We start from the raw sequence: 24,593 nt of genomic DNA on the forward strand, positions 1-24,593 counted from the left end.
ACAGCCTCGGTTACGGCCCTGGCCACGGCTCCACCGCGACCACCGCGGTGACCGGCAGCGGGCCGTAGATGTGCGGGAACTCCTCGCCGCCCGGGACCGGTGGTTCGTAGCGGACCGGCACGTCGAGCCGGTCCACCGCGATCACCAGGACGACCAGGTCGGTACGGGCCGGCTCGGCGCCGTAGAGGAGCGCGGCGACCGCCGGGAGCTGGTGGCGCAGCGAGCAGTGGATGAAGCCGACGTCGCCGAGGGTGCGGTCGCGGGTGGACAGTTCGTAGCTGCCCATCGCGCGAGCCTCGTCCCACAGCGCGCGCTCGGTGAGGTGCAGGATCAGGTCCGACCGCGCCGGTGCGGCGCCGTCACCCCTGCCCGTGCTCGAGTCCGCGCTGTCATCCGCAGCGCCGGCACCTTCGTGCGTACCCTCACCCACCGCGCCGCCCTCCCGTCGCGTCCTCAACCGTCGCCGTACCAGCATCGCCGTACCAGCGGCGCCCGGCCACCCGCCCGGCCACCGCGCACGCGGCGGCCGGTCCGGGCTCAGTCGGCCAGTTCGACCTGGATCTCGATCTCGACCGGCGCGTCCAGCGGCAGCACCGCGACGCCGACCGCGCTGCGCGCGTGCACGCCCTTGTCGCCCAGCACCGCGCCGAGCAGTTCGCTGGCGCCGTTGACCACCGCGGGCTGGCCGGTGAAGTCCGGCGCGGAGGCGACGAAGCCGACCACCTTGACCACGCGGGCGATCCGGTCCAGGTCGCCCGCGACCGAGCGGACCGCCGCGAGGGCGTTCAGCGCGCAGGTCGCGGCGAGTTCCTTGGCGCGCTCCGGGGACACCTCGGCGCCGACCTTGCCGGTCGCCGGCAGCTTCCCCTCGATCATCGGCAGCTGCCCCGAGGTGAACACGTACGCGCCCGAGCGGATCGCGGGCTGGTACGCGGCCAGCGGCGGCACCACGTCCGGCAGGGTCAGCCCCAGTTCGGCGAGCCGCGACGCGACGGCCCCGCTCACTCCTTCTCCCGCTTCATGTAAGCGACCAGCTGCTCGGTGTTCGGGCCCGGGACGACCTGGACCAGCTCCCAGCCGTCCTCGCCCCAGTTGTCCAGGATCTGCTTCGTCGCGTGCACCAGCAGCGGTACGGTCGCGTACTCCCACTTCTTCGCCATACCGCGACTTTAGTGCCTGGGGCGGCCCGCTTCGTGCGGCGGCTCCGGAGGGCGAACCGGCGGCCGGAGGGGTGACAGGGCCGCCGAATGGTTAGGCTCGCAAGGGTGAGCCCTCAACAGTCATCAGCCGTCAGGCTCCACGTCGTGACGGGCAAGGGCGGCACGGGCAAGACCACGGTCGCCGCCGCACTGGCGCTCGCCCTCGCGGCCGAGGGCCGCCGGGTGCTGCTGTGCGAGGTCGAGGAGCGGCAGGGCGTCGCCCAGCTCTTCGAGACCGAGGCACTGCCGTACGAGGAGCGCAGGATCGCTTCCGCGTCGGGCGGCGGCGAGGTGCACGCCCTGGCCATCGACGCCGAGCTGGCGATGCTCGACTACCTCGACATGTTCTACAAGCTCGGCCGGGCCGGCCGGGCGCTGAGGAAGCTCGGCGCGATCGACTTCGCCACCACCGTCGCCCCCGGCCTGCGCGACGTCCTGCTCACCGGGAAGGTGTGCGAGGCGGTACGCCGCAAGGACAAGGCGGGCTGGCCGGTGTACGACTCGGTGGTGCTCGACGCCCCGCCGACCGGCCGCATCACCCGCTTCCTCAACGTCAACGACGAGGTCGCGGGCCTGGCCAGGGTCGGCCCGATACACAACCAGGCGCAGGCCGTGATGAGGGTGCTGAAGTCCCCGCAGACCGCGATCCACCTGGTGACGCTCCTGGAGGAGATGCCGGTCCAGGAGACGATGGACGGCGTGGCGGAACTGCGCTCGGCCGGGCTGCCGGTGGGCGCGGTGATCGTCAACATGGTGCGGCCGGTGATGCTGGCGGACGCCGAGCTGGCCGAGGTGTCCGGCACCGAGAGCGGCGCGAACGGCACGGGCGGGGCGAGCGGAAACGGCGGCGGTGCGGCCGGCAACGGCAAGCGCAGGACCGCCGTCGCCAAGGCGCTGTCCCAGGCCGGGCTCGGCGGCGCGCGCCGCGGCGGCGTCGCGGAACGCCTCGTCGAGCCGCTCCTGGCCCAGGCCCACGAGCACGCCCAGCGCGTGGTGCTGGAGCGGGAGCAGCGCGCGGAGATCGCCGGACTCGGCCTGCCGGTAAGGGAGTTGGAGCTTCTCGGCGACGGAGTGGACCTCGGCGGGCTCTACCGGCTCGCCGAGAGCCTGCGCCACCAGGCGGTGGCGCCCGCCCGCGAGGACGCCCACGCACCCGTCGCGCCGGACGACGACGAAGCCCCGGACGACGCCGACGACTCCGAGGATGCCGAAGACGCCCGCGCCGCGAACGTGGACGTGGATGTGGACGTGGACGATGACTGACGACGCCCGCCTGAACAGCCGACGCCGGCCCCGCGTACAACGAGCCCGAGTTCTGAGGTCGCACGGATGAGCCTGGAAAGCCCCCCGCTGGAGATCGATCCGCTGCTCGACGACCCCAAGGCCCGCATCATCGTCTGCTGCGGCTCCGGCGGTGTCGGCAAGACCACCACCGCCGCCGCACTGGGCGTGCGCGCCGCCGAGCGCGGGCGCACTGCGGTGGTGCTCACCATCGACCCCGCGCGCCGTCTGGCGCAGTCGATGGGCCTGACCGAACTCGACAACACCCCGCGCGAGGTGGCTGGAATCGATCGGTCGGCCGGCGGCTCGCTGCACGCGATGATGCTGGACATGAAACGGACGTTCGACGAGGTCGTGGTGCAGCACTCCGACCCCGAGCGGGCCCGGGCGATCCTGGAGAACCCCTTCTACCAGTCGCTGTCGGCCGGATTCGCCGGCACCCAGGAGTACATGGCGATGGAGAAGCTGGGCCAGCTACGGGCCCAGGACGCCTGGGACCTGATCATCGTCGACACCCCGCCGAGCCGCAGCGCGCTGGACTTCCTCGACGCCCCCAAGCGGCTCGGCTCGTTCCTCGACGGCCGCTTCATCAAGCTGCTGATGGCGCCGGCGAAGGTCGGCGGCCGGGCCGGGGTGAAGTTCCTCAACATGGGCATGTCGATGATGACCGGCACCCTGAGCAAGGTGATGGGCGCCGGGCTGCTGCGCGACGTGCAGACCTTCGTCGCCGCCATGGACACCATGTTCGGCGGGTTCCGCACCCGCGCCGACGCCACCTACCGGCTGCTCCAGGCGCCCGGCACCGCGTTCCTGGTGGTCGCCGCCCCCGAACGGGACGCGCTGCGCGAGGCGGCCTACTTCGTGGAGCGGCTGGCCGCCGAGGACATGCCGCTGGCCGGGCTGGTGCTCAACCGCGTGCACGGCAGCGGCGCCGATCAGCTCACCGCGGAACGGGCGTTGGCCGCCGCCGAGGCGCTGGAGGACGCGGTCGCGGAAAATCTTGCCGACGGCGGCATTGTCGATCTCCCCGCCGGGAAAGCTGACTACGAAGGTTCCGGCAGCGCGGCGGAAGGCGCCGGGAAGGGCGCCGCGGACAGCGCCCGGGACCGCGTCGAGGCAGACCCCCAGGACCGTACGGAACTCCTCGCCGCGGGGCTGCTGCGCCTGCACGCCGAGCGGATGCAGGTGGTCGCCCGCGAGCGGCGCACGCGTGACCGCTTCGTGTCGGTGCACCCCGAAGTCCCTGTGGTCGAAGTCACGGCGCTGCCCGGCGACGTGCACGACCTGGAAGGGCTGCGGGCGATCGGCCTGCGTCTCGGCGGCGACGAGCCGGCCGCGGCGTAGTCCGTCCTCGTCCGTCCTCGCCCGCCGTCTCAGGGACGGTCGGCGTCGCAAGGACGATCAGCGGCTCAGGGACGGTCGGCGTCGCAACGACAGTCGGTGTCGCAAGGACCGTCGGCACCTCAGGGGCGATCAGCCCGCCGCGGCGTAGTCCTCGTCCGCCTCGTCGCCGATCGGCAGCAGTCCGGTGCTGCGCTCGTACTCGGTACGGGCGGTCTCCAGCAGCCGGCGCCAGGACGTCACGGTCGGACGGCGGCGCAGCAGAGCGCGGCGTTCACGCTCGGTCATCCCCCCCCACACACCGAACTCGACCCGGTTGTCGAGGGCGTCCGCCAGGCACTCGGTGCGCACCGGGCATCCCGTGCACACCGCCTTCGCCCGGTTCTGGGCCGCACCCTGGACGAACAGCTCGTCCGGATCAGTCGTCTTGCACGCGGCCTGCGTGCTCCAGTCGGTTACCCAGCTGCTCATGCTGGCGCCGTCCTCTCCCGAATCGAGGCTCCCCCACGGCGGCAAACGGCATATTCACCGTTGCCAGTTGAGGACGTTACGGAAGGTAGGCGCGGCGCAACAGCCCTTTCAGGCCCAATCTTGCATGGCCCGAATGGACTATGCGTGCGCGGCAGATCACCCAACGGAGTGAGCCGCGACGAAATCGGATATATCCGGAGAAACTGCGCTCTCCGCCCACCTGGAGGCGCCAAGACCCCAGGCATATACCGAAATTCGGGCAGTTCTCATCACTCACAAGAGTGACAAAGGAAGGCAAGAGGTCGCGATCCCTTCGCGCCCCGCCTGCTCCAGGGTAGGCGACCACCCCACCGCGCGTCCGGGAAATCGCAACGCCCGTACCCCGTAGGCCGCGTGAGAGGTCCCGCGTCGCGTCCGTGTCGCCTCGCGCCGGCGTACGCCCCTGCATCCGGGTCCGCCGCCGGCGGTCGCGCCCCTCACCACCCGTCCACCCCGTGACCCGTTTCCGTCACGAACGTCACGGCCTCGTATTGTCACGGTCTCGTACGCGTCCGCCCAGAAAAGCCACCAAGCCTCGGGAACTCCCAGGATGACGGTTTAGGCTGCTCTGCATGGCTCACAAGCGTTCCGGTGGGGGATTGTCGACGACCCAGCAGGTCGCCAAGTTCCTCGGTGTCAGCGTGCTGGCCGGCGTGGTGCTCGCGGGAATCGCGCTGCCCGCCGCCGGCGCTCTCGGGCTGTCCGCGAAGGGCACCGTCAAGGGCTTCGACGACCTGCCAGGAGAGCTGAAGCAGCCGCCCCTGAGTCAGGCGTCCAAGATCCTCGACGCCAACGGCGGCCTCATCGCCACCGTCTACTCGCGTGACCGCACCGTCGTGCCGATCACCCAGATGAGCCCCAACATCCTCAACGCGCTGGTCGACATCGAGGACTCGCGGTTCTACGAGCACGGCGCGATCGACCTCAAGGGCATCCTGCGCGCCCTGAGCCACAACGCCTCGGACAGCGGCACCCAGGGCGCCTCCACGCTCACCCAGCAGTACGTGAAGAACGTCTTCGTGGAGGAGGCCGGCGACGACCCGAGCAAGGTCGCCGAGGCCACCCAGCAGACCGTGGGCCGCAAGATCAAGGAAATGAAGTACGCGATCCAGGTCGAGAAGGAACTCGGCAAGAAGAAGATCCTGGAGAACTACCTCAACATCACCTTCTTCGGCGAGCAGGCGTACGGCATCGAGGCCGCCTCCGAGCGGTACTTCAGCACCCACGCCAAGGACCTCACCCTCCCGCAGGCCGCGATGCTGGCCGGGCTGGTCCAGTCCCCGACCGGGTACGACCCGATCAGCGCGCCGAACGCCGCGACCCAGCGGCGCAACACCGTGCTGGCGCGGATGGCCCAGCTCAAGGACATCACCCCGGCCCAGGCCGCCGCCGCGCAGAAGGCCCCGCTCGGCCTCAAGGTCAGCACCCCGAAGAACGGCTGTATCACCGCCGTCAACGGCGCCGGCTTCTTCTGCGACTACGTCCGCGAGACCTTCCTGCAGAACGCCGCCTTCGGCAAGACGAAGGAGGACCGCGCCAAGGTCTGGAACACCGGCGGCCTGACCATCCACACCACACTCGACCCGAAGGCGCAGAAGTCGCTGCTCGACGGGATCAGCAACCACGTCTACAAGAGCGACACGATCGCCGCGGCGATGACCATGGTGCAGCCCGGCACCGGCAAGGTCGTCGCGATGGGCCAGAGCAAGCCGTACGGCCTCGGCAAGAACGAGACGCAGATCAACTACTCGGTGAACCAGGACATGGACGGCGGGCTGGGCTTCCAGAACGGTTCGACGTTCAAGCCGATCACCGCCGCGGCCGCCCTGGAGGCGGGCTACAAGCCCTCGCAGACCTACCCGGCGCCGAACAAGATGCAGTACCCGGACGTGACCAACTGCAGCGGCGCGGTCCTGCACAGCGACAAGACCACGCAGAACGAGATGCCGTCGGAGCGCGGCCCGTACGCGATGCCGGACGCGCTGAAGCAGTCCATCAACACCTACTTCGTGGCGCTCGAAGCCGATGTCGGCCTCTGCCCGATCGTGAAGATGGCCGACAAGCTCGGCGTGGGCCGGGCCGACGGCAAGCCGCTGGTGCAGGGCGCCTCGCTCACCCTGGGCACCAACGAGGTGTCCCCGCTGACCGTGGCCGCCGCGTACGCCGCGTTCGCCAACCGAGGCGTCTACTGCACGCCGATCGTGATCAACTCGGTGACCAACGCGCAGGGCAAGCACCTGACGGTGCCCAAGTCGCTCTGCTCGCAGGCGATGTCGCAGCAGACCGCGGACACCCTGAACACCATGCTCAAGGGCGTCGTCGACGACGGTACGGGTACCGCGGCCAACCTCCCCGGCCGGGAGACGGCCGGTAAGACCGGTACCACCGACAACCGCTACGCCGCCTGGTTCGCCGGTTACACGCCGAACCTCGCGTCCGCCGTGTGGATGGGCGACCCGGCGCACAAGCGGCAGATGATCGACATCACCATCGGCCCGCGCAGCTACGACAAGGTGCAGGGCGCCGACGGACCCGCGCCGATCTGGAAGGACGCGATGAACGGCGCCCTGGAGGGCTCCCCCGCGGAGAACTTCACCACGGTCCCGCTCAACGTGCCGAGCCCGGGCGACTCCCAGCAGCCGCCCAACGGCGACAACACCGGGGACAACGGCGGCGACAACGGCAAGGGCCACGGCGGGCACGGCGGCCATGGCGGCTTCACGGTGATGGGCGCGACCACCGGCGCGATCACCAGCGGCGGCACCGGTACGAACACGGTCGGCGGGACGACGGGCGGGGTCGACGGGGCCACCACCGGCGGGGTGACGACCGGGGGCACGACCACCGGGGGAGCGGATCAGGGCAGCACGGACGGGACGACCGGCGGCGGGGCAGGGGGGCTGTTCCCCTCGGGAGGGCAGACCGGCGGGCAACTGGGCGGGACACCATAGCGGCGGTCGAGCGCCGCACCCGGTGAACGGGCATGACGTAGGAGGCATGACGTAAGGGGCACCCACTCTGGTGGGTGCCCCTTACGTCATGCCTCCTACGTCATCCGCTCCGCGGTTCCGCGGTGCCACTGCTTTACGGTGGCGCGGGCGCGGCCGGCGGGTGCGGGCGCGGGCGCGGTGCTGGCGGTGGGTGCGGCCGCGGTGGTGCAGGGGCCGGCGGTGGGGTGCCGGCCGTGGGGTGCCGGCCGTGGGCTCAGCCCGCCGCGAGCTGCCGCTTGACCTCGGCGGCGACCCGGCCGCCCTCCGCGAGCCCGGCCACCTTGGGGCTCACGACCTTCATCACGGCGCCCATCGCCTTGGGCCCGGACGCGCCGGACTCCTCGATCGCCGACCGTACGATCCCCGCCAGCTCCTCGTCGCCCAGCTGCTTGGGCAGGTACTCGGCCAGCACCTCGCCCTCCTCCCGCTCCCGCTGCGCGGACTGCTCCCGGCCGCCCTGCGCGAACGCCTCCGCGGCCTCCCGGCGCTTCTTCGCCTCCCGGGCGATCACCTTCAGCACCTCGTCGTCGGAGAGCTGCCGGGCCGTGTCGCCCGCCACCTCCTCCTTGGTGATGGCGCTGAGGGTCAGCCGGATCGTGGCAGAGCGCAGTTCGTCGCGGCTCTTCATCGCGGCGGTCAGGTCGTCGTGCAGTCGCTGCTTGAGGGTCGTGGTCATAGGGCGATTTTCGCATCACGGCGCGGCGGGTGCGCCGTATTAACCGCGCGGTGGCCGCTCCCGCGGAAGTTCCCGTAGGCGGGGTAGGGCTCGCCGCGGTCGGCGCGCGGCCGTACCGCGATCGGCGTAAGGCCATCCCTTAGTCGTCGTACCGTCGTACCGCAGCCGTACCAGCGCACACCTGAGGTGCCGACTCTGACACGATGGACGCATGCGCGCGCGATACGGAATCCCCCTCGGTGTGACGGCGGCAGGCGCGGCCTGCGTGGCCTACGCGGCAGGTTTCGAGGCGCGGTCCTTCCGCCTGCGCCGGGTGGAGGTGCCGGTGCTGCCCGAGGGCATGCGGCCGATCCGCATCCTCCAGCTGTCCGACATCCACATGGTCTCCGGCCAGACCAAGAAGCGCCGCTGGCTGCAGTCCCTGGCCGGGCTGCGCCCCGACCTCGTGGTGAACACCGGCGACAACCTCTCCGACCCCACCGCCGTCCCCGAAGTGCTCGACGCCCTCGGCCCGCTGCTCCGGTTCCCCGGCGCGTACGTCTTCGGCTCGAACGACTACTACGGCCCCAAGTTCCGCAACCCCGGCCGCTATCTGGTCGAGAAGGCCCGCGGCCAGCACGGGCTGAACGGCAAGAGCGGCAGCGCCCACGGCGCGATCCGCAACCCGTGGGGCGACCTGCGCGACGCCTTCGACGAGGCCGGCTGGGTCGGTCTGAGCAACACCCGCGGCCGGCTCAAGCTCGACCACGGCCCCGTGCTCGGCCTCACCGGCCTGGACGACCCGCACATCAAGCGGGACCGCTACGCGGCCGTGGCCGGCGGCCCCGACCCCGACGTCGACTTCAACCTCGCGCTCGTCCACGCCCCCTACCTCCGGGTCCTGGACGCCTTCACGGCCGACCGCTACCCCCTGATCCTGGCCGGCCACACCCACGGCGGCCAGATCTGCATCCCCTTCTACGGCGCCCTGGTCACCAACTGCGACCTCGACACCGACCGCGTGAAGGGCCTCTCCACGCACACCGCCACCGGTTCCACCTCCTACCTCCACGTCTCCGCGGGCTGCGGCGCCAACCGCTTCACCCCGGTCCGCTTCGCCTGCCCCCCCGAGGCCACCCTCCTCACCCTCACCTGACCTTCCCCCGGGCCCCTCCCCCGGCTCCCCCGAAACCGGATTTCGCCTCCGGCTCCGGGTCCGCTAAAGTAATCCTCGTTGCACCGGGGTGTGGCGCAGCTTGGTAGCGCGCTTCGTTCGGGACGAAGAGGCCGTGGGTTCAAATCCCGCCACCCCGACTGGTGAACACGCAGGTGAGGGGCGGTCTTCCGATTCGGAAGACCGCCCCTCACGGCGTTGTAGGGGCCCTTTGGGAGAAAATTGGGAGAAGATCTTGGTCGGGGGCTCCCTTCTTCCGCCCGCTGACCTGGTCTTTCCCTCGCCGTGAGGAGCGCGTCGAGCGCCCCGACGGGCGAGCTGGGGCACATCTCGCGGCGGGCTTGCAGTGCGTCCTCCCACTGCTCGGTGAGCGCGTCCATGAGCCGGGCCCGCATGCGCGGGGTGGCGTGGGAGTAGCGGGCCTGGACGGAGCCGTCCTCGTGGCCGAGCCGTTCGTCCATGAGCTTGGGCGGAGTGCCGACCTCCTCCATGATCGTCCGATGGGTGTGCCGGTGGCCGTGGGGCGTCAGGCCCGGAGCGATGGGCACCCAGCAGGCCTGGGCCCGGTTGGCGGCGACCCTGCCCCGGGGCGCCCCTCCCCCGGGCGGGGATTGCCGCGGCGCAAGCTGGGCGCGGGGTGAGCGGGCTGCACCTCGATGGTGTTCCCGCCAACGAGCTCGCCGACGTGTTTCCGCACTGCGACCTCGTCATCGGCAACGACACCGGGCTCACCCACCTCGCCGCTCTCGCCCGCACTGCGGACGGCGGCGGTCCGGCAGTCATCGGCCTCTACGCCCGCCACGCCCACAGCAAACGGCGCACCGGCCTGCGCCACCATCATGCGGTGGCCACGCCGTTCTCCGAGCGCATGCACCAGGGCGACCTGTGCCCGGTGCGAGATCGCATAGCACCGGCCACGGACGTCGGCCTGGACGCCATCACTCCGGCAGCGCTGGCCCGGGTCTGCGCGGACCTCCTGGCCGGAGGTGACCGGTGACCGGGGACCGCCGTTGGGGGGCCGGCCCCCTTCGTCGCGCCACTCGCAACCTCCTCCTGCCGGTCGACTGGCGCGGCCGTCCGCTGCTGGTGAAGTACACCCGGAATCGCGACGAGGCCCGCCAGGAGATACGCGGTCACGCCCGCCTGCGCGAGCACTACCGCGTGCCCACCCTCCATGCCCACGTGCGCGTCCCGGGCGGGCACCTGCTGGCCTACGAGCGGCTGCCCGGCGGTACCGACCGCGGGCTACTGCTCGACCTGCTCAACACGCAGGAACCCGGTCCGGAACTCCTGCGATACATGGAGGACCTGACCACCGCATACCGCGAAGTCATCCTGGAGACGGCTCAGGAAGTGCCGCCCGAGCGCGTCGTCCGCAAGCTGTATTGGGACCGCGCCGCTCCCGGCGGACACCTCGACACCTACTACGCCGAGGCCGACTTCCCTGTCGCCGGCGGCATCATCGACCTGCCGGTCAGCCGCCTCGCCGAGTACGTCATCGTGGTCAACGGCCGTCCTTTCGCGTTCGGCTGGGCGGCTGCGTTGCGGCGGCTGCGCACCCACTTCGAGCGCGACGAACCGGTCTGGGCCGCACTCACGCAAGGCGACCCGACCGACGTCAACCTCGCGCATCCGTTGGCATGGTTCGACTACGACACCGTCGGCCTCAACAGTGTCCTCGGCGAGTTCGCCAACTTCCTCTGGTACGTCACCGCCCTCGGCTGCTGGCTCGTTCCGGCGTACAACCCGGCGGCCTTCGCCGACCACCCGGCGACGTTCTCACGTTTGGACGCCAATCGCCCCCGACTGGAGCGGGCGCGGGTCAACCACGCCGCCCGCACCGTCCACATCGACTACACGCCCCGCCTCGCCGCGCCCAGGCGAGCCGCTGCGACGGCGTACTGGCACGGCCTCCTGCAGCCCGTCGCCGACAAGATCTGGCCGAACGGCGACCTCTGCGAACTCCTGCGCCCCTACCTGGCCATGCGCATCCTCGCCGTCTACAACCTGGCCGACCTCGCCCCCACCGACCGGCTGCTCGTTCTGGCCCGCCTCGCCGAAGCCATGAGTCCGACCTTCGACCCCGCCACCTTCTTCTCCATCGAGGAGTCACGATGCCCGGCCCTCTGAAAGGCCACACCGCGCTGGTCACCGGTGCCACCGGTGGCCTCGGCACGGCCATAACCCGCCGCTTGGCCGCCGACGGAGCAGCCGTCGCCCTCGCCCACCTCGACGACTGGGACGCCGCCACGGCCCTTGCCGAGGAGATCACCGCCGACGGCGGTACCGCCCGGCCGATGGAGGCCGACCTGCGCGACCCCGATGCGGTCCGCGACCTCTGCCAACAGGCCCGCACCCGCCCCGGCCCCGTCGACATCCTTGTCAGCAACGCCGGCGCCTACCCCCGCACCAGTTGGGCCGACACCACGCCCGCCGTCTGGGACGACACGCTGGCCACCAACCTCACCAGCCACTACCTCCTGGCCCACGAGCTGTCCCCCGGCATGGCCGCCCTCGGCTGGGGCCGCATCATCACCATCGGCTCTGTCCTCGCCACCGCCGGCCGCCACGACCTGTCCGCCTACATCAGCGCCAAGGCCGGCCTCGAAGGACTCACCCGCGCCTTGGCCCGCGAACTCGGTCCCGCCGACATCACCGCCAACTGCGTGGCGCCTGGCTCGATCTCCGTTCCCGCCGAGGCTGCCGTCGTCCCTGACGCCGACGCCATGACCACCCGCCAACTCGCCCGCCAGTGCATCCAACGCCGCGGTCAGCCTTCCGACGTGGCCGCCGCCGTCGCCTTCCTCGCCACCCCCGACGCCGGGTTCATCGCCGGCCAGACCCTGCGCGTCGACGGAGGCTGGATCCTTGGCTGACATCTGGCTCATGCGCCACGCCGCCTACGAAGGCCACCACCCCGGCCACCACGCCCCGCCCGACGCCTCCCTCTCCGCCGAGGGCCGTGTCCAAGTCCGCCGCGCCTTCCCACTCCCGCCCAGCATCACGGCCATCGTCACCAGCCCCCTCCTGCGCGCCAGCGAGACTGCCGACCTTCTCTCGCAGCTCACTGGCATCCCCGTCATCGACACGACCCCGCTTCTCGCGGAGTGGCGCGCCCCCAGCATGGTAATCGGGCACACCCCCGACACATACCCGCCCGAGTACCGCGCCTGGCGCGAACATCGCGCCACCAACCCCTCCCTGGCCTGCGGAGACGGCGAAAGTCTCGCCGAGCTGTACGACCGGGCCAGCCGCTGCGCCGAATACCTCGCCGAAGTCTGCCGCGGTCGGAACGGCGATGTTCTGGCCCTCTCTCACAACGTGCTCCTGAGCGCACTGACCTGCCTCAACACTCGATCGCAGAACCCCGAAGCCGCCTTCCGGCGGGAGTGCTTGTTTGCCCACGTGATGAACGCCGCCGGGAGGTCGTGAACGCCGACGAGCCGGACGTCAGCCGCGTTGCCGTTCCTCCAACAGCTGCTCGGCCGCCAGTCGAGCAGGCTGAAGGCGAGGGTCCCTCAGGATGGGCGTACGGCCCGGCGACCTTTGCGCACGCGAACAGTGCCATCACCTTGCCGTCCCTGCTGTCCAAGTCACGGCGGCGTTCAGCTCGCACGCGCTCGGCCAACTCCGGTACTGCGAGGGACTGTGCCCACAGCGAGGCCGCGTCCAGCCCGCGGGGCGCCATGCCCCAGTCCTCCCAGTCGAACAGGCAGAACCGCGGGCCCGTCACGTTGGCCCAGTTCAGATCACCGTGGGCAGGACGCCATTCCAGCACGGTCGCCGCCGGAGCGCCCGGGAACGCCGACTGGACCACTTCGCTGACGTGGGCCTGAGTGATCACAACGGTGTCGGGGGTCGCCACCCTCGTGCTGTCCGCGCTGGCCAGAGCGTCCAGGGAGGAGTTCAGCGCCGCCCACCAGTCGCCGGGCAGCTCAGGAACCTCGGTCAGTACGCCGCCCGGTTTCACCGGCTTTCCGCACCGTTCCACCCCTGCGCCCCGACCCGAGCGAACGGCCGCCGCTCGATCCGCACCCACGTACCGCGATCCGACCGCGCCCCGAGGACCCGCCGCTTGCCCACCACGACGTCCCAGTCCAAGCGTGTCTGAAGCACATGCTCAACCCGCGGCCCCACCCACCGGTTCCGGACGCAAGTCGGCTGTACCGGTCGATGATGCCGAAGGAGTCATACCGCGAACGTAGCGCCGCTGCCACGTCTCCAGATACCTCGCGCGGTTTCCGTCTACAGGATCGCGTGCCGGTCCACGCTCTCATCGAGGATCAACTGGATGAACCTTGGGATCGCGATCGGGCGGGACCGGGTTCACACCTCCGAGTGCCCGTTCAGATCCACGTTCACCGGTGGGACAATGGACTCATGTCCCCGACAGCGTCATCGCCAGCCGTCGCAGCGCGCATGAGCCGGCAATCGTCCCGCGACACAGCACAGGAGTTGGCTGTTCGCCGCCTGCTTCACAGCAAAGGGCTTCGCTACCGACTGCAGGTGCGCGTTCCAGAAATGCCGCGTCGTTCCATCGACGTCGCCTTCAGCAGGCTGAAGATAGCAGTCTTCTTCGATGGTTGCTTCTGGCACGGCTGTCCTGTACACGCTACGAGCCCAAAGACGAATGCCGAGTGGTGGCGGACAAAGCTTGATCGGAATATGGAAAGAGATCAAGAGACAACTGAGCGACTATGCTCCGATGGCTGGATAGTCTCAAGGTTCTGGGAGCATGAGGCGGCGGAGGATGTCGTGCGGCGTATCGTCCAGACCGTCGAGTCGAGACGGGCGACACCTGCACTCAAACCCTGACCCGATCGTTCAGGAGCAGCGATCCCATTACTGCGGGCCACCCATGATGCGGCTTAGCCGTAACCGCCAATCCTACCTCAATGGCGGAGCATACGGATGCCGCATGTATCACTACTCTTCAATTCAATGAAGTCCTCATCATGCCGCGCCACGAAGCGTCAAGTTCGTTACGGACTCAGCAAGCAAGGTCGATAGCGGAAGCAGCGTAGTCGTCCTCAAGGAACCGGGGAGCGTCGTCCTTCGCCCGCAGGACCTCAGCGTCGAAGAGTCTTGAGGTCAGCGCCTCGGTCAGAGGCGGAGGTACGGCGTTGCCGATAATGACCTGAACCTCGGTGCGAGTCAGCTCATAGCGAGGCTTGGTCCTCTCGTCAACGAACTTGAAATAGTCCGGAAAGCCCTGGATACGTGCGGCCTCGTGGGCGGTCAGACATCGGGGCACAGCAGGGTGGACAAACCGTCCGCGACCCATCGTCACGAAACCGCTGGTAATTGTCTGAGACGGACGGTCCCACCACAAGCGGCCATACATTGAGATGTAATTGTGCTCGCCTTGGTGGCATTCGGGACGCTGTGCATTCGGCAGATTATGCTCGTCATTGTCGAAGAGGTACTTCATACGCCGCTGGTTATCCGCGTTGGGTACAGCAGCTTCATCGAAGAAAGACTTAGGTCGAACATCAAGCAGGTCGCCGATCGCCCAACGCAAGTCACGGGGTGCAGCATTGTGGTTTTCGACCTGCAACAGGTCGGCAGCGGAAAATCCAAAAGGCAGCGCGTCTTCGCGGACGGCCAGCAGTATATGCCGCTTTCGCGTCTGGGCAACCCCGAGCTTGAGTAGGTCGATACGACTGGTGGCAACATCGTATCCAAGCTTCCTCAGATGAACGATGGCGCGCGAGACAACCTGCTGCTTGTCATTTACAACAGCCAATACATTCTCGATGATCACCGCGCAGGGACGCAGAACCTCTGCAGCGCGAGCCATACGCAGATAAAGCCGATTCTTGGGGTCGTCGCGGCGGGTGTGGTTGTTAAGGTTACTGTGCCCTTGACACGGCGGCCCACCGATCAAGAGTTCCACATCACCCACCGTGGAGAGAGTCTCCACCTCCCGAGCTGTCAACGATGAGCCGAGGTCACCGTCGAAGTACGATTCGACGGTTCCTTGTTGGACGTTGGCCTTGGGAAAGTTAGCCTTGAAGACCTTGGTGGGTGCTGCCTCAAAGTCAACTGCAAGACGGACATCAAGCGAAACATCATGCCTGTGGGCTGCTTGGGCGATACCAAGAGTGAGGCCCCCGCAACCCGCGAAGAGGTCGACGACTCGCAAGGAGCCGGCACCCCCTTCAAACTTCGGACGCCGCTTGGCCCGCAAGGGGTACAGCTCACCCACGTGTGACCCCCATCTGCGCTTGCTCGTAGAACCGGCGGAACGAGCGGTCATAATACTCGATCAAGAAGGGTAAGCGTGCGCGGTAGACCGAACCTGGGTGTCGTCGGGCGTGCCGATCACGACCGGTTCCACGCCGCACCTCCGGGCGTCACGGGCCCCTGAACGAGCTCATCAACGGCCATCAGGCTGTGCCACCGTTGGTAACGTGGCGTCGACAAGGCCAGGCGGAGCACCCACGCTTCCTTCACTCGATCGCGCTCAACATCGAGCCCATCAGCATCGATCACGGTGATCAGGGACCTTCAAGACCTCCGATGCAGTCACGCGCTGGTGAACCGGGCGTACTTCACCACTCATAGGTGCATTTTGGTCTACCTATAGAGGTCCTGACGGCTAGAATCCCACAGCACCCCCGGCCCGGTCGACGAAGGACTGCAGCATGCCGCTAGAGGTCAACAAACACGTCCAACGGATAGGTCGTTATCAACCGTTCGACGTAGACACCTCTGAGATGATCTACGAGCAGGCAGAGCGAACGCAGTCACTGTTCCGCGTCGTGACGCTGGACTACCTGCTGAGCGCCATAGAGGCACCGACTACGAAGACCATCGTCCTCACCGGAGACGCCGGGCATGGCAAGACGAGCCTGTGTGCTGGCCTTCTGACTGAGCTGTGGGCCGGTGGCGAGGCGATCTCATCGGATATCAGGAAAAAGGCGGTTTTCAACGACCTGATTGAGGCCGGCGACGCAAGCCGCTCCCTCGGGCGGACACGTAGCGGGCGCCCGCTGTACATCCTGAGGGATCTCAGCGAACTCGATGCGCAAAGAGGCGCCCATAGGCTTGTGGAGCTACTTGACCCTCCGGACGAGGGCGTCGCGATTATCTGCGCAAACGAGGGTCAACTACGTAAGTGCGTCGCCGCGGACGACAACCTGGAGGCCGGCGGCACAGGACGAGCCAAGACTCTAGTCCAGACTCTCACAGACGGCATGGGTCGTGGACAAGTCAGCAACCCCGACGGCACAGTCATTGTCATCAACCTGAACTACCAGTCCGTAGCGGCCGAAGGTGACAACGGTGGCTTCGTCCCTTGGGTGCTGAGGCAGTGGACTACCCCGCAATGGTCACGGTGGAAGGCCTGTGAGACCTGTGATGCACGGGATGTCTGCCCGATTCTGGCCAACCGCGACGAGCTGAACGATGCAACTCATGGGCCCCAGCGCAGGGCCGCGATCCGGGACCTGTTCGCTGCGGCCGAGCAGACCGGGGCCGTAGTCACAGCCCGTCAAGCTCTCGCCGTAACCAGCTACATGCTTACGGGTGGCCTGTCTTGTGAGAACGTCCATACAAAGTACCAGTGGTCACGCTCGAACAGGCTGTGGCAGGCACCCTACTTGTACCACCAGGCTCTCTTCGGTGACCGGTTGACCCAGCAACAGCGGCATCGGGTTCCCGCTTTTTTCGCGCTGCGCAAGCTGGACCCGGGCACGGTCTCTCGTCGCCAGGTTGACGACCGCCTTGACCCCGACACGGTCGGCCGCTTCCCTCCCGGGGATCCCAAAAGCTACCTGCAGAAGGCCCGTACGATCCGGGATGCGCAGAAGCAGGCCGAACAGTTGCGGGGCTTGTACACGTTCCTGCGACGAGCTGACTTCTTCAACAGCATCGACAACAAAGATCGGTTCGCCCGCATGGGCCTGCAGGCCGGCGACGACTTCGTCAGTGTCCAGAGCAAGGTTGGGGACCCGGCAGACACCACCGTGCGAGACCGCTTCCTTAAGGGCTTGGAAGCTGTCCAGGGTATCCACCGGGCTGGGAACAACCCTGACTTCCTTGTGCTTGACCCGGCCTTCTTCGCCCATCGCGCCCGCGCAGCCGTGATATCCCGACGAGTGTCCAGCAAGGGCGTTGAGGTGGTCGACCAGGTCACTCAGTGGCAGAAGGAAGGCCGCACGAGCAACACCCCAAAGATGCGGAACGCTGTCGAGTGGCTCAATCGCTCCATCTACATCCGTATCCCGGCCGTCGACTTTGGCCAGGCGGCAGTCTCGGTCGAAGTGGATCTTCTTCGCTTCGAGTTGTTGACACGGTGGGCCGCAGGCTTGCGTAGCGAAGTCCAGCATGAGGCCGAGATCCGCGGGCTGAGCGGATCCCTGGCCGAGCTGGCTGACTCGTCGAACAAGGACGACGAGATCCAGGTGCTGGTGGGCAACATCATGAGAAAGCTCATGATCGACGTCGGCGACAAGATCAGGTCGGTGCGGGCGTAATGGCTGATCGCTCCAAGGCAGAGGTCGTTCGGCGCCTCTTCGGTGTAAATCTTGAACAGCAGGGCCGTGGCTTTTACGTCGCGCTTGAGATGCTCGCGATCGCGCGCGGTGTCTACCTGGCACATCAGCAAGACCCACAGAAGCACGCAGGACTCCTGGACGATGGAGACAGCGTCGCCTACAAGAGGACCTCACACGACCTGGCTCGGCGGATCGCAACCAAAGCCTCCATCGCTGAAGGCGACGAAGAACTCGGTAAAGCGGTCGAGCTGGACTCTCCCGAGACCCTGGAGACGCTTCATGCCCTGTTCTCGTCCCTGTTGGTCGAGATCCCGGGGCGCCGCAGTCAGCCCAGCTGGTTCGGGGCGCACATCTATCCATTCGTCGGCGAACTCATCCACTACGACGCAGTCGACCGACAGCTCCATCAACGCGGTTCCTCCCCTAAGAAGCGCGAGCAGGCCGGCAAGCTGACTGCCAGAATCAAAGCTCCGAGCATCGAGCGCTATCTTTTCCGTGACGGTGGGGGCTGGGCCTACAAGGTCCTGCGCAGAGACCCTGATCTTGACCGCAGGGCGGCCACCCGACGGGGCCTGGACGCCCTGGTCCGAGACAGCGGCACCCCTCTGGGCAACCTCGCCAAAGCCCTCAGCGCCCACGACTTCGACTACGACGAAGAGCCCTACGAAGACGATTCAGAAAGAGACATTGACCTGTACGAAAACCTCAGTCCGTGGCCTGACCTGCTGAGGAATGGGACTCGTAACATCGTCGCCCGAACTATGACGCCGAGGGCTAAACGCACCGAGAGCCTCATGCACTGGGTTCCCTATTGTTTGGCCCGCCACCAGCTTCACCTTGCACGCAGGAAGTTGGGTTTTACCGATGGCGAGTCGATCCTGCTTGACTTCGGAAACGAGGCAACCCCGCTGCGCAGCGAGTCGCAGAAGAATCTCAACAGCTTCCGCAACGACATCGGCAACGCGATCAACATCCAGGCCCGGGAAATTATTAACGAATCCGAAGGCGACGAGGCTAAGAAAGGTCGCTACGAACGATTCACCAACGAGAACGACAACGCAGTCGCATCGCCTCGAGCATTTTTCAGCGAGACCCTCGCCGCTGTGGGAGCCCTGAACGCAACGGTCGGACGTCGACACTTCACCATGAAGCCTCCGATGCTTGAGGCGCTGGCATCTGCCACTGTCCCACAGGGCACGGAGATGGAGTTCGACCAGTTCTGTGCGCTGCTGTACAAGAACTACGGCCTAGTGGCGGAGAATAAGGTCGCGGCTGCGAGCCCGTTGGCCCATGAGATCGACTCGTCGTTCCTTGCTTTCAACGGAAAGGCATTCCGAAGCAAGCTGGCCGCTATCGGTCTACTCACTCAGTATTCAGACGCAACCAGCATGGTTCGAGGAGAGCCCCGGTGACCGACAGCAGCATCCGAGCGCTCGGCCGGTTCGTCGCCGATGAAGCACTTCGCAAGGTCACTGAGTCCAGTGGGGCCCGTGTCGGCCTGCGCGTCTGTGGGTTCGATCAACTGACCGTGGCCGAGGCCCTCCGTCGCACGAGCCAGAGACTGTCGGAGTCGGCGGAACTGCAGGTTGTCGTCAAGGCCGGCACCTCGGAGCAGATCGACGGCGTGCCTGATGAGTTCCTGCTGAAGCGGGGGGAGCAGCTGACCAAGTGGCGAAATTCCATGCAGGGCACGGCGGTATTGCTGTTCGAGTGGGGGCAGTCTCCGGACGAACAGGGCCTAGCGGCCATGAACGCCCTTGACGATGCCGCAATTCTGGGCGACCACCATGACACCTCAGGCGAGCACGGATTCCACAGGTTCATGGCAGACGTGTGGCGGGAGGCGGGTGGCAGCGGCACGGTTCCGGCCCTTATGGCCGAATCCCTGCCCGCCATTTGGCGTGCTGTCACCGATGAAGACCCCCGGTCCTTGCATCGCTGGGCGGCCTTCCTGGTCGAGACGGCGCAGAAGGTCGTAGCGACTCGGATCCACACGCCTGACGTCGTCTGTACCGAGATTTCTTCAGCTTTGCCCGCTCTTGGTCTCTTCCCGGACCCAAACCTACTCGACAAGCCCGCCGCGCTGCCTGCCCGGATCAAGAAAAACGTCTGCGTCAGTGCCTTCAAACAGCCCACCGGCAAGGAAATCACCGCGGAAGACCTGATAGACCGCATCGCCACGGCTGAGTTCACTGATGAATCTTTGGCTCGCATCGGAGCGGATTCAGAAACTGCTAAAGCCCGCATGCGCAACCTCGTACTCAACCTCAACCGCAGTGGGCCTGTCCTGCAGGATCGCCGTCAGCTTCGTTGTGGACAGGACCTGACCCTCTGGCTTGAGGTCTTCGAGCAAAAGTCCAAGAAGATCGGCCTTGGCCAGCAGGTCCGGCAAGAGATCGAGAAGAAGGCCGCAGACCGGGTCGACGACTTCGACGCCTTGATGATCGAAGAGGCGCTTGACCGTGGAGACCAGGAATCCGCACAGCGCTTCCTTGACGACTCTCCCATCGGTGGCGCTGAACCGCTGGCCGACCTACTGTCCAAGCCTTCGCGCCGCAAAGTTGAGAAGCTTGCCTTCCCGGATTCTCAGTTCGTCCAAGACCCACTGCGTGCACTGCTGCGCGAGCTGACCTACTTCTCCGACGAAGAGGAAGGCACCGTCGTGGTAGGACTTGAGGGCAACCAGGAAGCCGGGCGGTGGAGCCGCTGGTTGTTCGCTTTCCTGTACGCACGCACCCTGCATGACATCCAGGACACCACCGGGCTTCGCCTGAGCCTGGAGGTGACAGGCTCCCTGCTGGACCGGACGAAGCCGGCCGTGCCGGAAGCCCACGAAACCCAAGAGCCGTTCGACCTGAACACCGAGTGGGCACCTTTGCGCTTCCTGGTCGAGATGGACAACGCCGCCCAGCGACGTTTTCGGTGGGACCCCCTGGGTATCCCCGGGCAGATAGCCCTGGCAGCCCTCATCGACACCTGGCGAAACCCCCCTGGCCATACCAGCGATCTGACCTTCGACACCTTCCTTGAAAGGTTCAACGACCCACGGCAATGGCAGGTCGACGATCCTGCACCTGTCCCGGAACCTCATTTCGCTGGCCAGCTGGAGCGCCTCAAACGGAAGCACTTCGAGCGGCTCGCCGAAGGGCTCGACGCCGGGAACATCAACGATTACGTACGCGAGTGGGAAGGCATCCTCCGCGAAGCTCGCATCACCCTGGTTCCCAACAACGCTCCGGACGAAGACCTTAAGGCCGTCGTCTTGACCGACGTCGTCGGGCTGGCCGATCACCGCATGATGATGTTGGCCACCCACCCGCTGAAGCTGCGATGGCTGGCACGTAACTACACAGAGACTGCCCGCAGTATTGAGACCGCCCTAAACAAAGATGGAGGTCTGAGCCTCAACCAGGAGAACGAGGATCTATTCTTCGACGCTATCGACCGCATCTCCCCACACGGAACGCCAGCGGTCCTCGTCGGGCCGGGCGGCACAATCGCCATTCCGATGCGGGAATCAGCCGGACACGAAGAGTACGCACCGGTCCGCCACGGAGGCAACGAGTCTAAGGAATGGCTCTCCAGCGTCGACGAGACCGCGATCGATGAGATGGTCCGTGTCATCACCGACTACCTGACGACCTACCCCCACAAGCTTGACGGCCTCCGCGTACTGCTCCTGGACCGCAACGGCGATCCTGTCCTGCCAATGCGCGTGGCCAAGCAAGTACGGGCCAAGAACCCTCGTCTGAAGGTTGATCTGGTCGTGCTGGCTCCTCAGGCCACCCACCACGAGATCATCCAGGGTTTCGACCTGCAGTTCTCCGGCGCAGAGATGTCCGAGGACAGCTTCCTGCCCGACGTTCAACTCATCTTGCAGGCATGGGAGCCCGACCAGAAAGCAGACCTGTCAGGGCTGGAAGATACCATAGACCTCGTCCTGGCTCCGGTACTTTTCGGCACCCAGACCAGCATCAAGGAGAGCACCAAGAAAGAATCCCTGTCAGGCTTTTTCAACCCCTGGAAGCATCCGGCCTCACACAACCTGGCTCAGACCAGTGAGAATGTCGTGAGAGCGTTGTTGCCCGAAACCGCCGACGAGGCTCTTGAGTCTTGGTCTACCTTGTGCGTGCGCTACGACCGATGTTCTCCCGTCTCCCGGGAGAGTGTAGACGGCATCGACTACTTCGAGATGCAGGTGCAGTTCCACCAGCATCAAGACTTGTTCGCCGACCTACACGGCGTGGCCCACTGGGTCGTCACCCTCGACAGCTTCATCGGCCGTGAACAGATCGATGCGCTGCGCAACCGCCCTGACGTCATTCTCGTCAAGCCGAATGTCGGCAAGAACGAGTCATATACCCTCATCGTCAGCTCACAGACCGGCCGGCAGTTCGTCGTCCAGCGACTGCGACGCCGCCTGGAGCAGATCGGCGTCGTCACCCCTCAGGACTCCGAAGGCACCGCCAAGCGGATCTACGAGGTCGGCCGCAACGTGGCTCCTGGGGCCGTGCTGCGCTCCCTCGGTATCGGCACCACGGTCAACGAAGTGGTCGGCCTGGTCGCGACCCGGTTTGTCATCGACCAGCAGTTTCCGGTCCCTCAACAGGGCACGAGCCTGGTCACCTGGATCAGCTTCGACGAGCACCACCGCTGGTTCGGCCGGGGACACAAAACCCGTGCGGATCTGGGCCGCTTCGTGCTGACCGTCCAGAACGACGGCACGGTCCGCCTCAATGTCCTGGTCGTCGAGTCCAAGTTCCGCCAGACCTTTGACGTCGGCTCGGCCGAGGAACAACTCAACCGCACCACCGACCTGTGCAAAGATGCCTTCCGCTCGGACGGCGAGGCTCGCCACGACCGTCCCTTCTGGCTGGACGAGCTTGCCGCCGCAATCGCTCAGACCAGTGGAAGCGCACTGGAGGCCGCAGACCTTCCAGCTCGCATCTTGATCGGCAATGACGATCACCGTCAGGTTGAGGCGAAGGTTCTTGATGCCCTGCGCTCCGAGGAGGTCCAGCTCGGTCAAGTCACCGGCGTTGCTGTGGCCATCTCAGCCGAGGACGACCAGTCAGCACCCGCGGTCGGACGCCTCGGCAAGCACATCCTGGTGAGGCTGAATAAGCACGAGCTGCTGAACCTCATCGGCGCTCTGCGCGCCAACCAGGACCCCACCAATGCCGACCCCCTAATTACCCCTGGGGACCTCAGCGGGACCGTGATGGACCCCGGCGCTGTCGTCAAGACCTCCTCACCAGGAATTTCCGCCCAACTGCCTATTCCGGAAGAACCGACGGCTCTTGTCGACGCCGTCGGAGCGAATGCTCCGACAATCTTGCCTAGACCCGTAGTTGCGCTTCACCCTCGCGTAGAGGCAGACCCTGCCCCTCTGAAGGCTCACCGCGGTGGGCTCCCCGAGGAGGAGCTGAGGCTTCGATACAACAAGATCCTTGACGTTTTCGCCCGCCACAAGGTCTCGGTCACCGCCCCAGAGGCGGGCAAGTGGCAGGAAGGACCAGGCTTCTACATCTTCCGGTTCATCCCCAATCCTGGGGTCACCGTGGACAAGCTGACGAACCGACGCGACGAAATCTTCCTGGCCCTGGCACTGCCCTCCGGGTTCAGCATCCGCACCCGCAGCGACCGCGGCTCCGTGCTCTTCGAAATCCCCAAGATCGATGACGAGAAGTATGGGATCGACGCCAAGGCACTGTGGCAGCAGCGCCCGGCCGACCCCGAGAGCCTCATCGCCCCCCTGGGCGTCGACATCGAAGGCAACCCGGTCACCATCGACCTGTCCTCCGCGGACTCACCGCACTTGCTGGTAGCCGGCACCACCGGATCAGGAAAATCCGTGGCCCTGGAAACGATCCTCAAGGGCTTGCTCCGGTACGAAAAGAGCTCCCTGCGACTCCGCCTCGTCGATCCCAAGGGCACCGAACTTGTCGACTTTGAGGAAGACCCTCACCTTGATCGCATGATCGGTATGGACGCCACCGACACCATCGAGATTCTCAAGGACACCGTCGAAGAGATGGCCGTTCGCTACGCGGACATGAAGGCGATCCGCACTCGCAAGCTCATCGAGTACAACGCCAAGGTCGATAAAGCGGACCGAAAGCCCTGGATCGTCATCGTGCTGGACGAGTACGCCGACCTCACCAGCGATCCCGAAGAGAAGAAGCAAATCGAAGCACTGCTCAAGCGCCTGACCCAGAAGGCCCGTGCTGCGGGCATCCACGTCATCGCAGCTACGCAACGCCCGAGCGCAGACGTGATCTCTACGACCATCCGCTCCAACTTCCCCGCCCAACTCGCTCTGCGGGTCAAGACCGCGACCGATAGCCGCATCATTCTGGACGAGACCGGAGCCGAAGCTCTGGCTGGACAGGGCGACGCGCTTCTGCACACGGCCAAGGGCACCACTCGGGTGCAGGTTGCCTGCGACGGCGGCTGACCAAGACGTGCTCGCCATGCCAGTCCACGTCACGCCGGGCTGCACAGCCACAAGTACGCCATAGACGTGGCCCTCTCCGGGTCACGATCTTGCGCAAGCTCTGCGGCGACCGCGTCGCGATCGTGAGGCTCTGACGCCCGACCTACCGCACGCAAGGTCAGCCGGATCAGTCAGGTCAGGACCCGGATCCTTTGGGAGAAAATTGGGAGCCGATCATGAAGAAACCGACTCCCCATACCCGCTCAGACCAACCCCCACCTACCCCCTGACCTGCGGTTTCCCGAATCCCGCAGGTCAGGGAGGGATCAGGGCCTCATTCGGGACGAAGAGGCCGTGGGTTCAAATCCCGCCACCCCGACTCCAAAGCAGCAGGTCAGGGCCCTGATCCTTCCGCTTGGGTTCTAGTGGTCCTCGCAACACCCGTGATCTGTGGGAGTTGCGAGGACCGTGGGCGTTGAGCGTGCTGGTCTTGCTGGGTTGCGGGA

18 protein-coding genes, 1 tRNA gene and 1 pseudogene are annotated in these 24,593 nt (G+C 66.5%); 13 read left to right on the top strand and 7 right to left on the bottom strand.

Going from position 1 to position 24,593, the window contains the following annotated elements; translation table 11 throughout:
- Positions 1-10: 10 nt before the first annotated feature.
- The 3 genes from ACIPAE_RS28960 to ACIPAE_RS28970 form a co-directional block, all read right to left on the bottom strand.
- The gene (locus tag ACIPAE_RS28960) at positions 11-430 is read right to left on the bottom strand and encodes a DUF952 domain-containing protein (RefSeq protein ID WP_402449077.1); all 420 of its coding nucleotides are present in this window, start codon (positions 428-430) and stop codon (positions 11-13) included.
- 107 nt (positions 431-537) lie between these two features.
- Positions 538-1,005, bottom strand: a complete 468-nt coding sequence (locus ACIPAE_RS28965) for a RidA family protein (protein WP_402449079.1) — start codon at positions 1,003-1,005, stop codon at positions 538-540.
- Entirely contained in the window at positions 1,002-1,160 is a 159-nt protein-coding gene (locus ACIPAE_RS28970; protein WP_107503983.1) for a DUF4177 domain-containing protein, read from the bottom strand. The genes ACIPAE_RS28965 and ACIPAE_RS28970 overlap by 4 nt, the downstream gene beginning before the upstream one ends.
- 87 nt (positions 1,161-1,247) lie before the next feature.
- On the opposite strand from ACIPAE_RS28970, the gene ACIPAE_RS28975 reads away from it, so the two are divergent.
- Complete coding sequence (locus tag ACIPAE_RS28975; RefSeq protein ID WP_402449080.1) at positions 1,248-2,462, top strand: ArsA-related P-loop ATPase; 1,215 nt, start codon at positions 1,248-1,250, stop codon at positions 2,460-2,462.
- 66 nt (positions 2,463-2,528) lie between these two features.
- Complete coding sequence (locus ACIPAE_RS28980) at positions 2,529-3,824, top strand: ArsA family ATPase (RefSeq protein ID WP_329367656.1); 1,296 nt, start codon at positions 2,529-2,531, stop codon at positions 3,822-3,824.
- A gap of 129 nt (positions 3,825-3,953) precedes the next feature.
- Here ACIPAE_RS28980 and ACIPAE_RS28985 read toward each other — a convergent pair whose 3' ends face one another.
- Positions 3,954-4,292 (bottom strand): WhiB family transcriptional regulator, encoded by a 339-nt coding sequence (locus ACIPAE_RS28985; RefSeq protein ID WP_329367654.1) that lies wholly within the window; start codon positions 4,290-4,292, stop codon positions 3,954-3,956.
- Positions 4,293-4,903: 611 nt separating this feature from the next.
- On the opposite strand from ACIPAE_RS28985, the gene ACIPAE_RS28990 reads away from it, so the two are divergent.
- Positions 4,904-7,282 carry a transglycosylase domain-containing protein gene (locus tag ACIPAE_RS28990; protein ID WP_402449084.1) on the top strand — a complete coding sequence of 793 codons (2,379 nt, stop codon included), beginning with the start codon at positions 4,904-4,906 and terminating at the stop codon, positions 7,280-7,282.
- Between the two features lie 253 nt (positions 7,283-7,535).
- On the opposite strand, the gene ACIPAE_RS28995 is transcribed toward ACIPAE_RS28990, so the two are convergent.
- Positions 7,536-7,997, bottom strand: coding sequence for a GatB/YqeY domain-containing protein (locus ACIPAE_RS28995; protein WP_328465811.1), 462 nt, complete (start codon positions 7,995-7,997; stop codon positions 7,536-7,538).
- Positions 7,998-8,208: 211 nt separating this feature from the next.
- Between ACIPAE_RS28995 and ACIPAE_RS29000 the strand changes: the two genes are divergently transcribed.
- The 6 genes from ACIPAE_RS29000 to ACIPAE_RS29025 all read left to right on the top strand — a co-directional run bounded on the left by ACIPAE_RS29000 (position 8,209) and on the right by ACIPAE_RS29025 (position 12,582).
- Entirely contained in the window at positions 8,209-9,132 is a 924-nt protein-coding gene (locus tag ACIPAE_RS29000) for a metallophosphoesterase (protein WP_329367651.1), read from the top strand.
- Between the two features lie 84 nt (positions 9,133-9,216).
- A tRNA-Pro gene (locus ACIPAE_RS29005) sits at positions 9,217-9,290 on the top strand.
- Between the two features lie 497 nt (positions 9,291-9,787).
- On the top strand, positions 9,788-10,147 hold the full coding sequence (locus ACIPAE_RS29010; protein WP_402449086.1) for a glycosyltransferase family 9 protein: 360 nt from the start codon (positions 9,788-9,790) through the stop codon (positions 10,145-10,147).
- Complete coding sequence (locus ACIPAE_RS29015) at positions 10,144-11,280, top strand: hypothetical protein (RefSeq protein ID WP_402449089.1); 1,137 nt, start codon at positions 10,144-10,146, stop codon at positions 11,278-11,280. The genes ACIPAE_RS29010 and ACIPAE_RS29015 overlap by 4 nt, the downstream gene beginning before the upstream one ends.
- Positions 11,265-12,026 carry an SDR family NAD(P)-dependent oxidoreductase gene (locus ACIPAE_RS29020; protein WP_402449091.1) on the top strand — a complete coding sequence of 254 codons (762 nt, stop codon included), beginning with the start codon at positions 11,265-11,267 and terminating at the stop codon, positions 12,024-12,026. Before ACIPAE_RS29015 ends, ACIPAE_RS29020 begins: the two co-directional genes overlap by 16 nt.
- The gene (locus ACIPAE_RS29025) at positions 12,019-12,582 is read left to right on the top strand and encodes a histidine phosphatase family protein (protein WP_402449093.1); all 564 of its coding nucleotides are present in this window, start codon (positions 12,019-12,021) and stop codon (positions 12,580-12,582) included. Before ACIPAE_RS29020 ends, ACIPAE_RS29025 begins: the two co-directional genes overlap by 8 nt.
- An 18-nt stretch (positions 12,583-12,600) precedes the next feature.
- On the opposite strand, the pseudogene ACIPAE_RS29030 reads toward ACIPAE_RS29025, so the two are convergent.
- Positions 12,601-13,342: pseudogene (locus ACIPAE_RS29030) on the bottom strand (hypothetical protein).
- A 227-nt stretch (positions 13,343-13,569) separates the two neighbouring features.
- Here ACIPAE_RS29030 and ACIPAE_RS29035 point away from each other — a divergent pair.
- On the top strand, positions 13,570-13,965 hold the full coding sequence (locus ACIPAE_RS29035; protein WP_402449111.1) for a very short patch repair endonuclease: 396 nt from the start codon (positions 13,570-13,572) through the stop codon (positions 13,963-13,965).
- A gap of 175 nt (positions 13,966-14,140) precedes the next feature.
- On the opposite strand, the gene ACIPAE_RS29040 is transcribed toward ACIPAE_RS29035, so the two are convergent.
- Entirely contained in the window at positions 14,141-15,358 is a 1,218-nt protein-coding gene (locus ACIPAE_RS29040) for a DNA cytosine methyltransferase (protein WP_402449095.1), read from the bottom strand.
- A 511-nt stretch (positions 15,359-15,869) separates the two neighbouring features.
- Here ACIPAE_RS29040 and ACIPAE_RS29045 point away from each other — a divergent pair.
- Genes ACIPAE_RS29045 through ACIPAE_RS29055 form a run of 3 tightly spaced genes read left to right on the top strand, consistent with a single transcriptional unit; the run spans position 15,870 to position 24,108 of the window.
- Positions 15,870-17,630, top strand: coding sequence for a hypothetical protein (locus ACIPAE_RS29045; RefSeq protein WP_402449097.1), 1,761 nt, complete (start codon positions 15,870-15,872; stop codon positions 17,628-17,630).
- A complete protein-coding gene (locus ACIPAE_RS29050; RefSeq protein WP_402449100.1) occupies positions 17,630-19,063 on the top strand; it encodes a hypothetical protein in 1,434 nt (477 codons plus the stop codon). The genes ACIPAE_RS29045 and ACIPAE_RS29050 overlap by 1 nt, the downstream gene beginning before the upstream one ends.
- The gene (locus tag ACIPAE_RS29055; RefSeq protein WP_402449102.1) at positions 19,060-24,108 is read left to right on the top strand and encodes an FtsK/SpoIIIE domain-containing protein; all 5,049 of its coding nucleotides are present in this window, start codon (positions 19,060-19,062) and stop codon (positions 24,106-24,108) included. The genes ACIPAE_RS29050 and ACIPAE_RS29055 overlap by 4 nt, the downstream gene beginning before the upstream one ends.
- The last annotated feature ends 485 nt before the right edge of the window (positions 24,109-24,593 follow it).

Origin of the sequence: Streptomyces sp. NPDC087270 (assembly GCF_044744625.1) — a bacterium.
GTDB lineage: Bacteria > Actinomycetota > Actinomycetes > Streptomycetales > Streptomycetaceae > Actinacidiphila.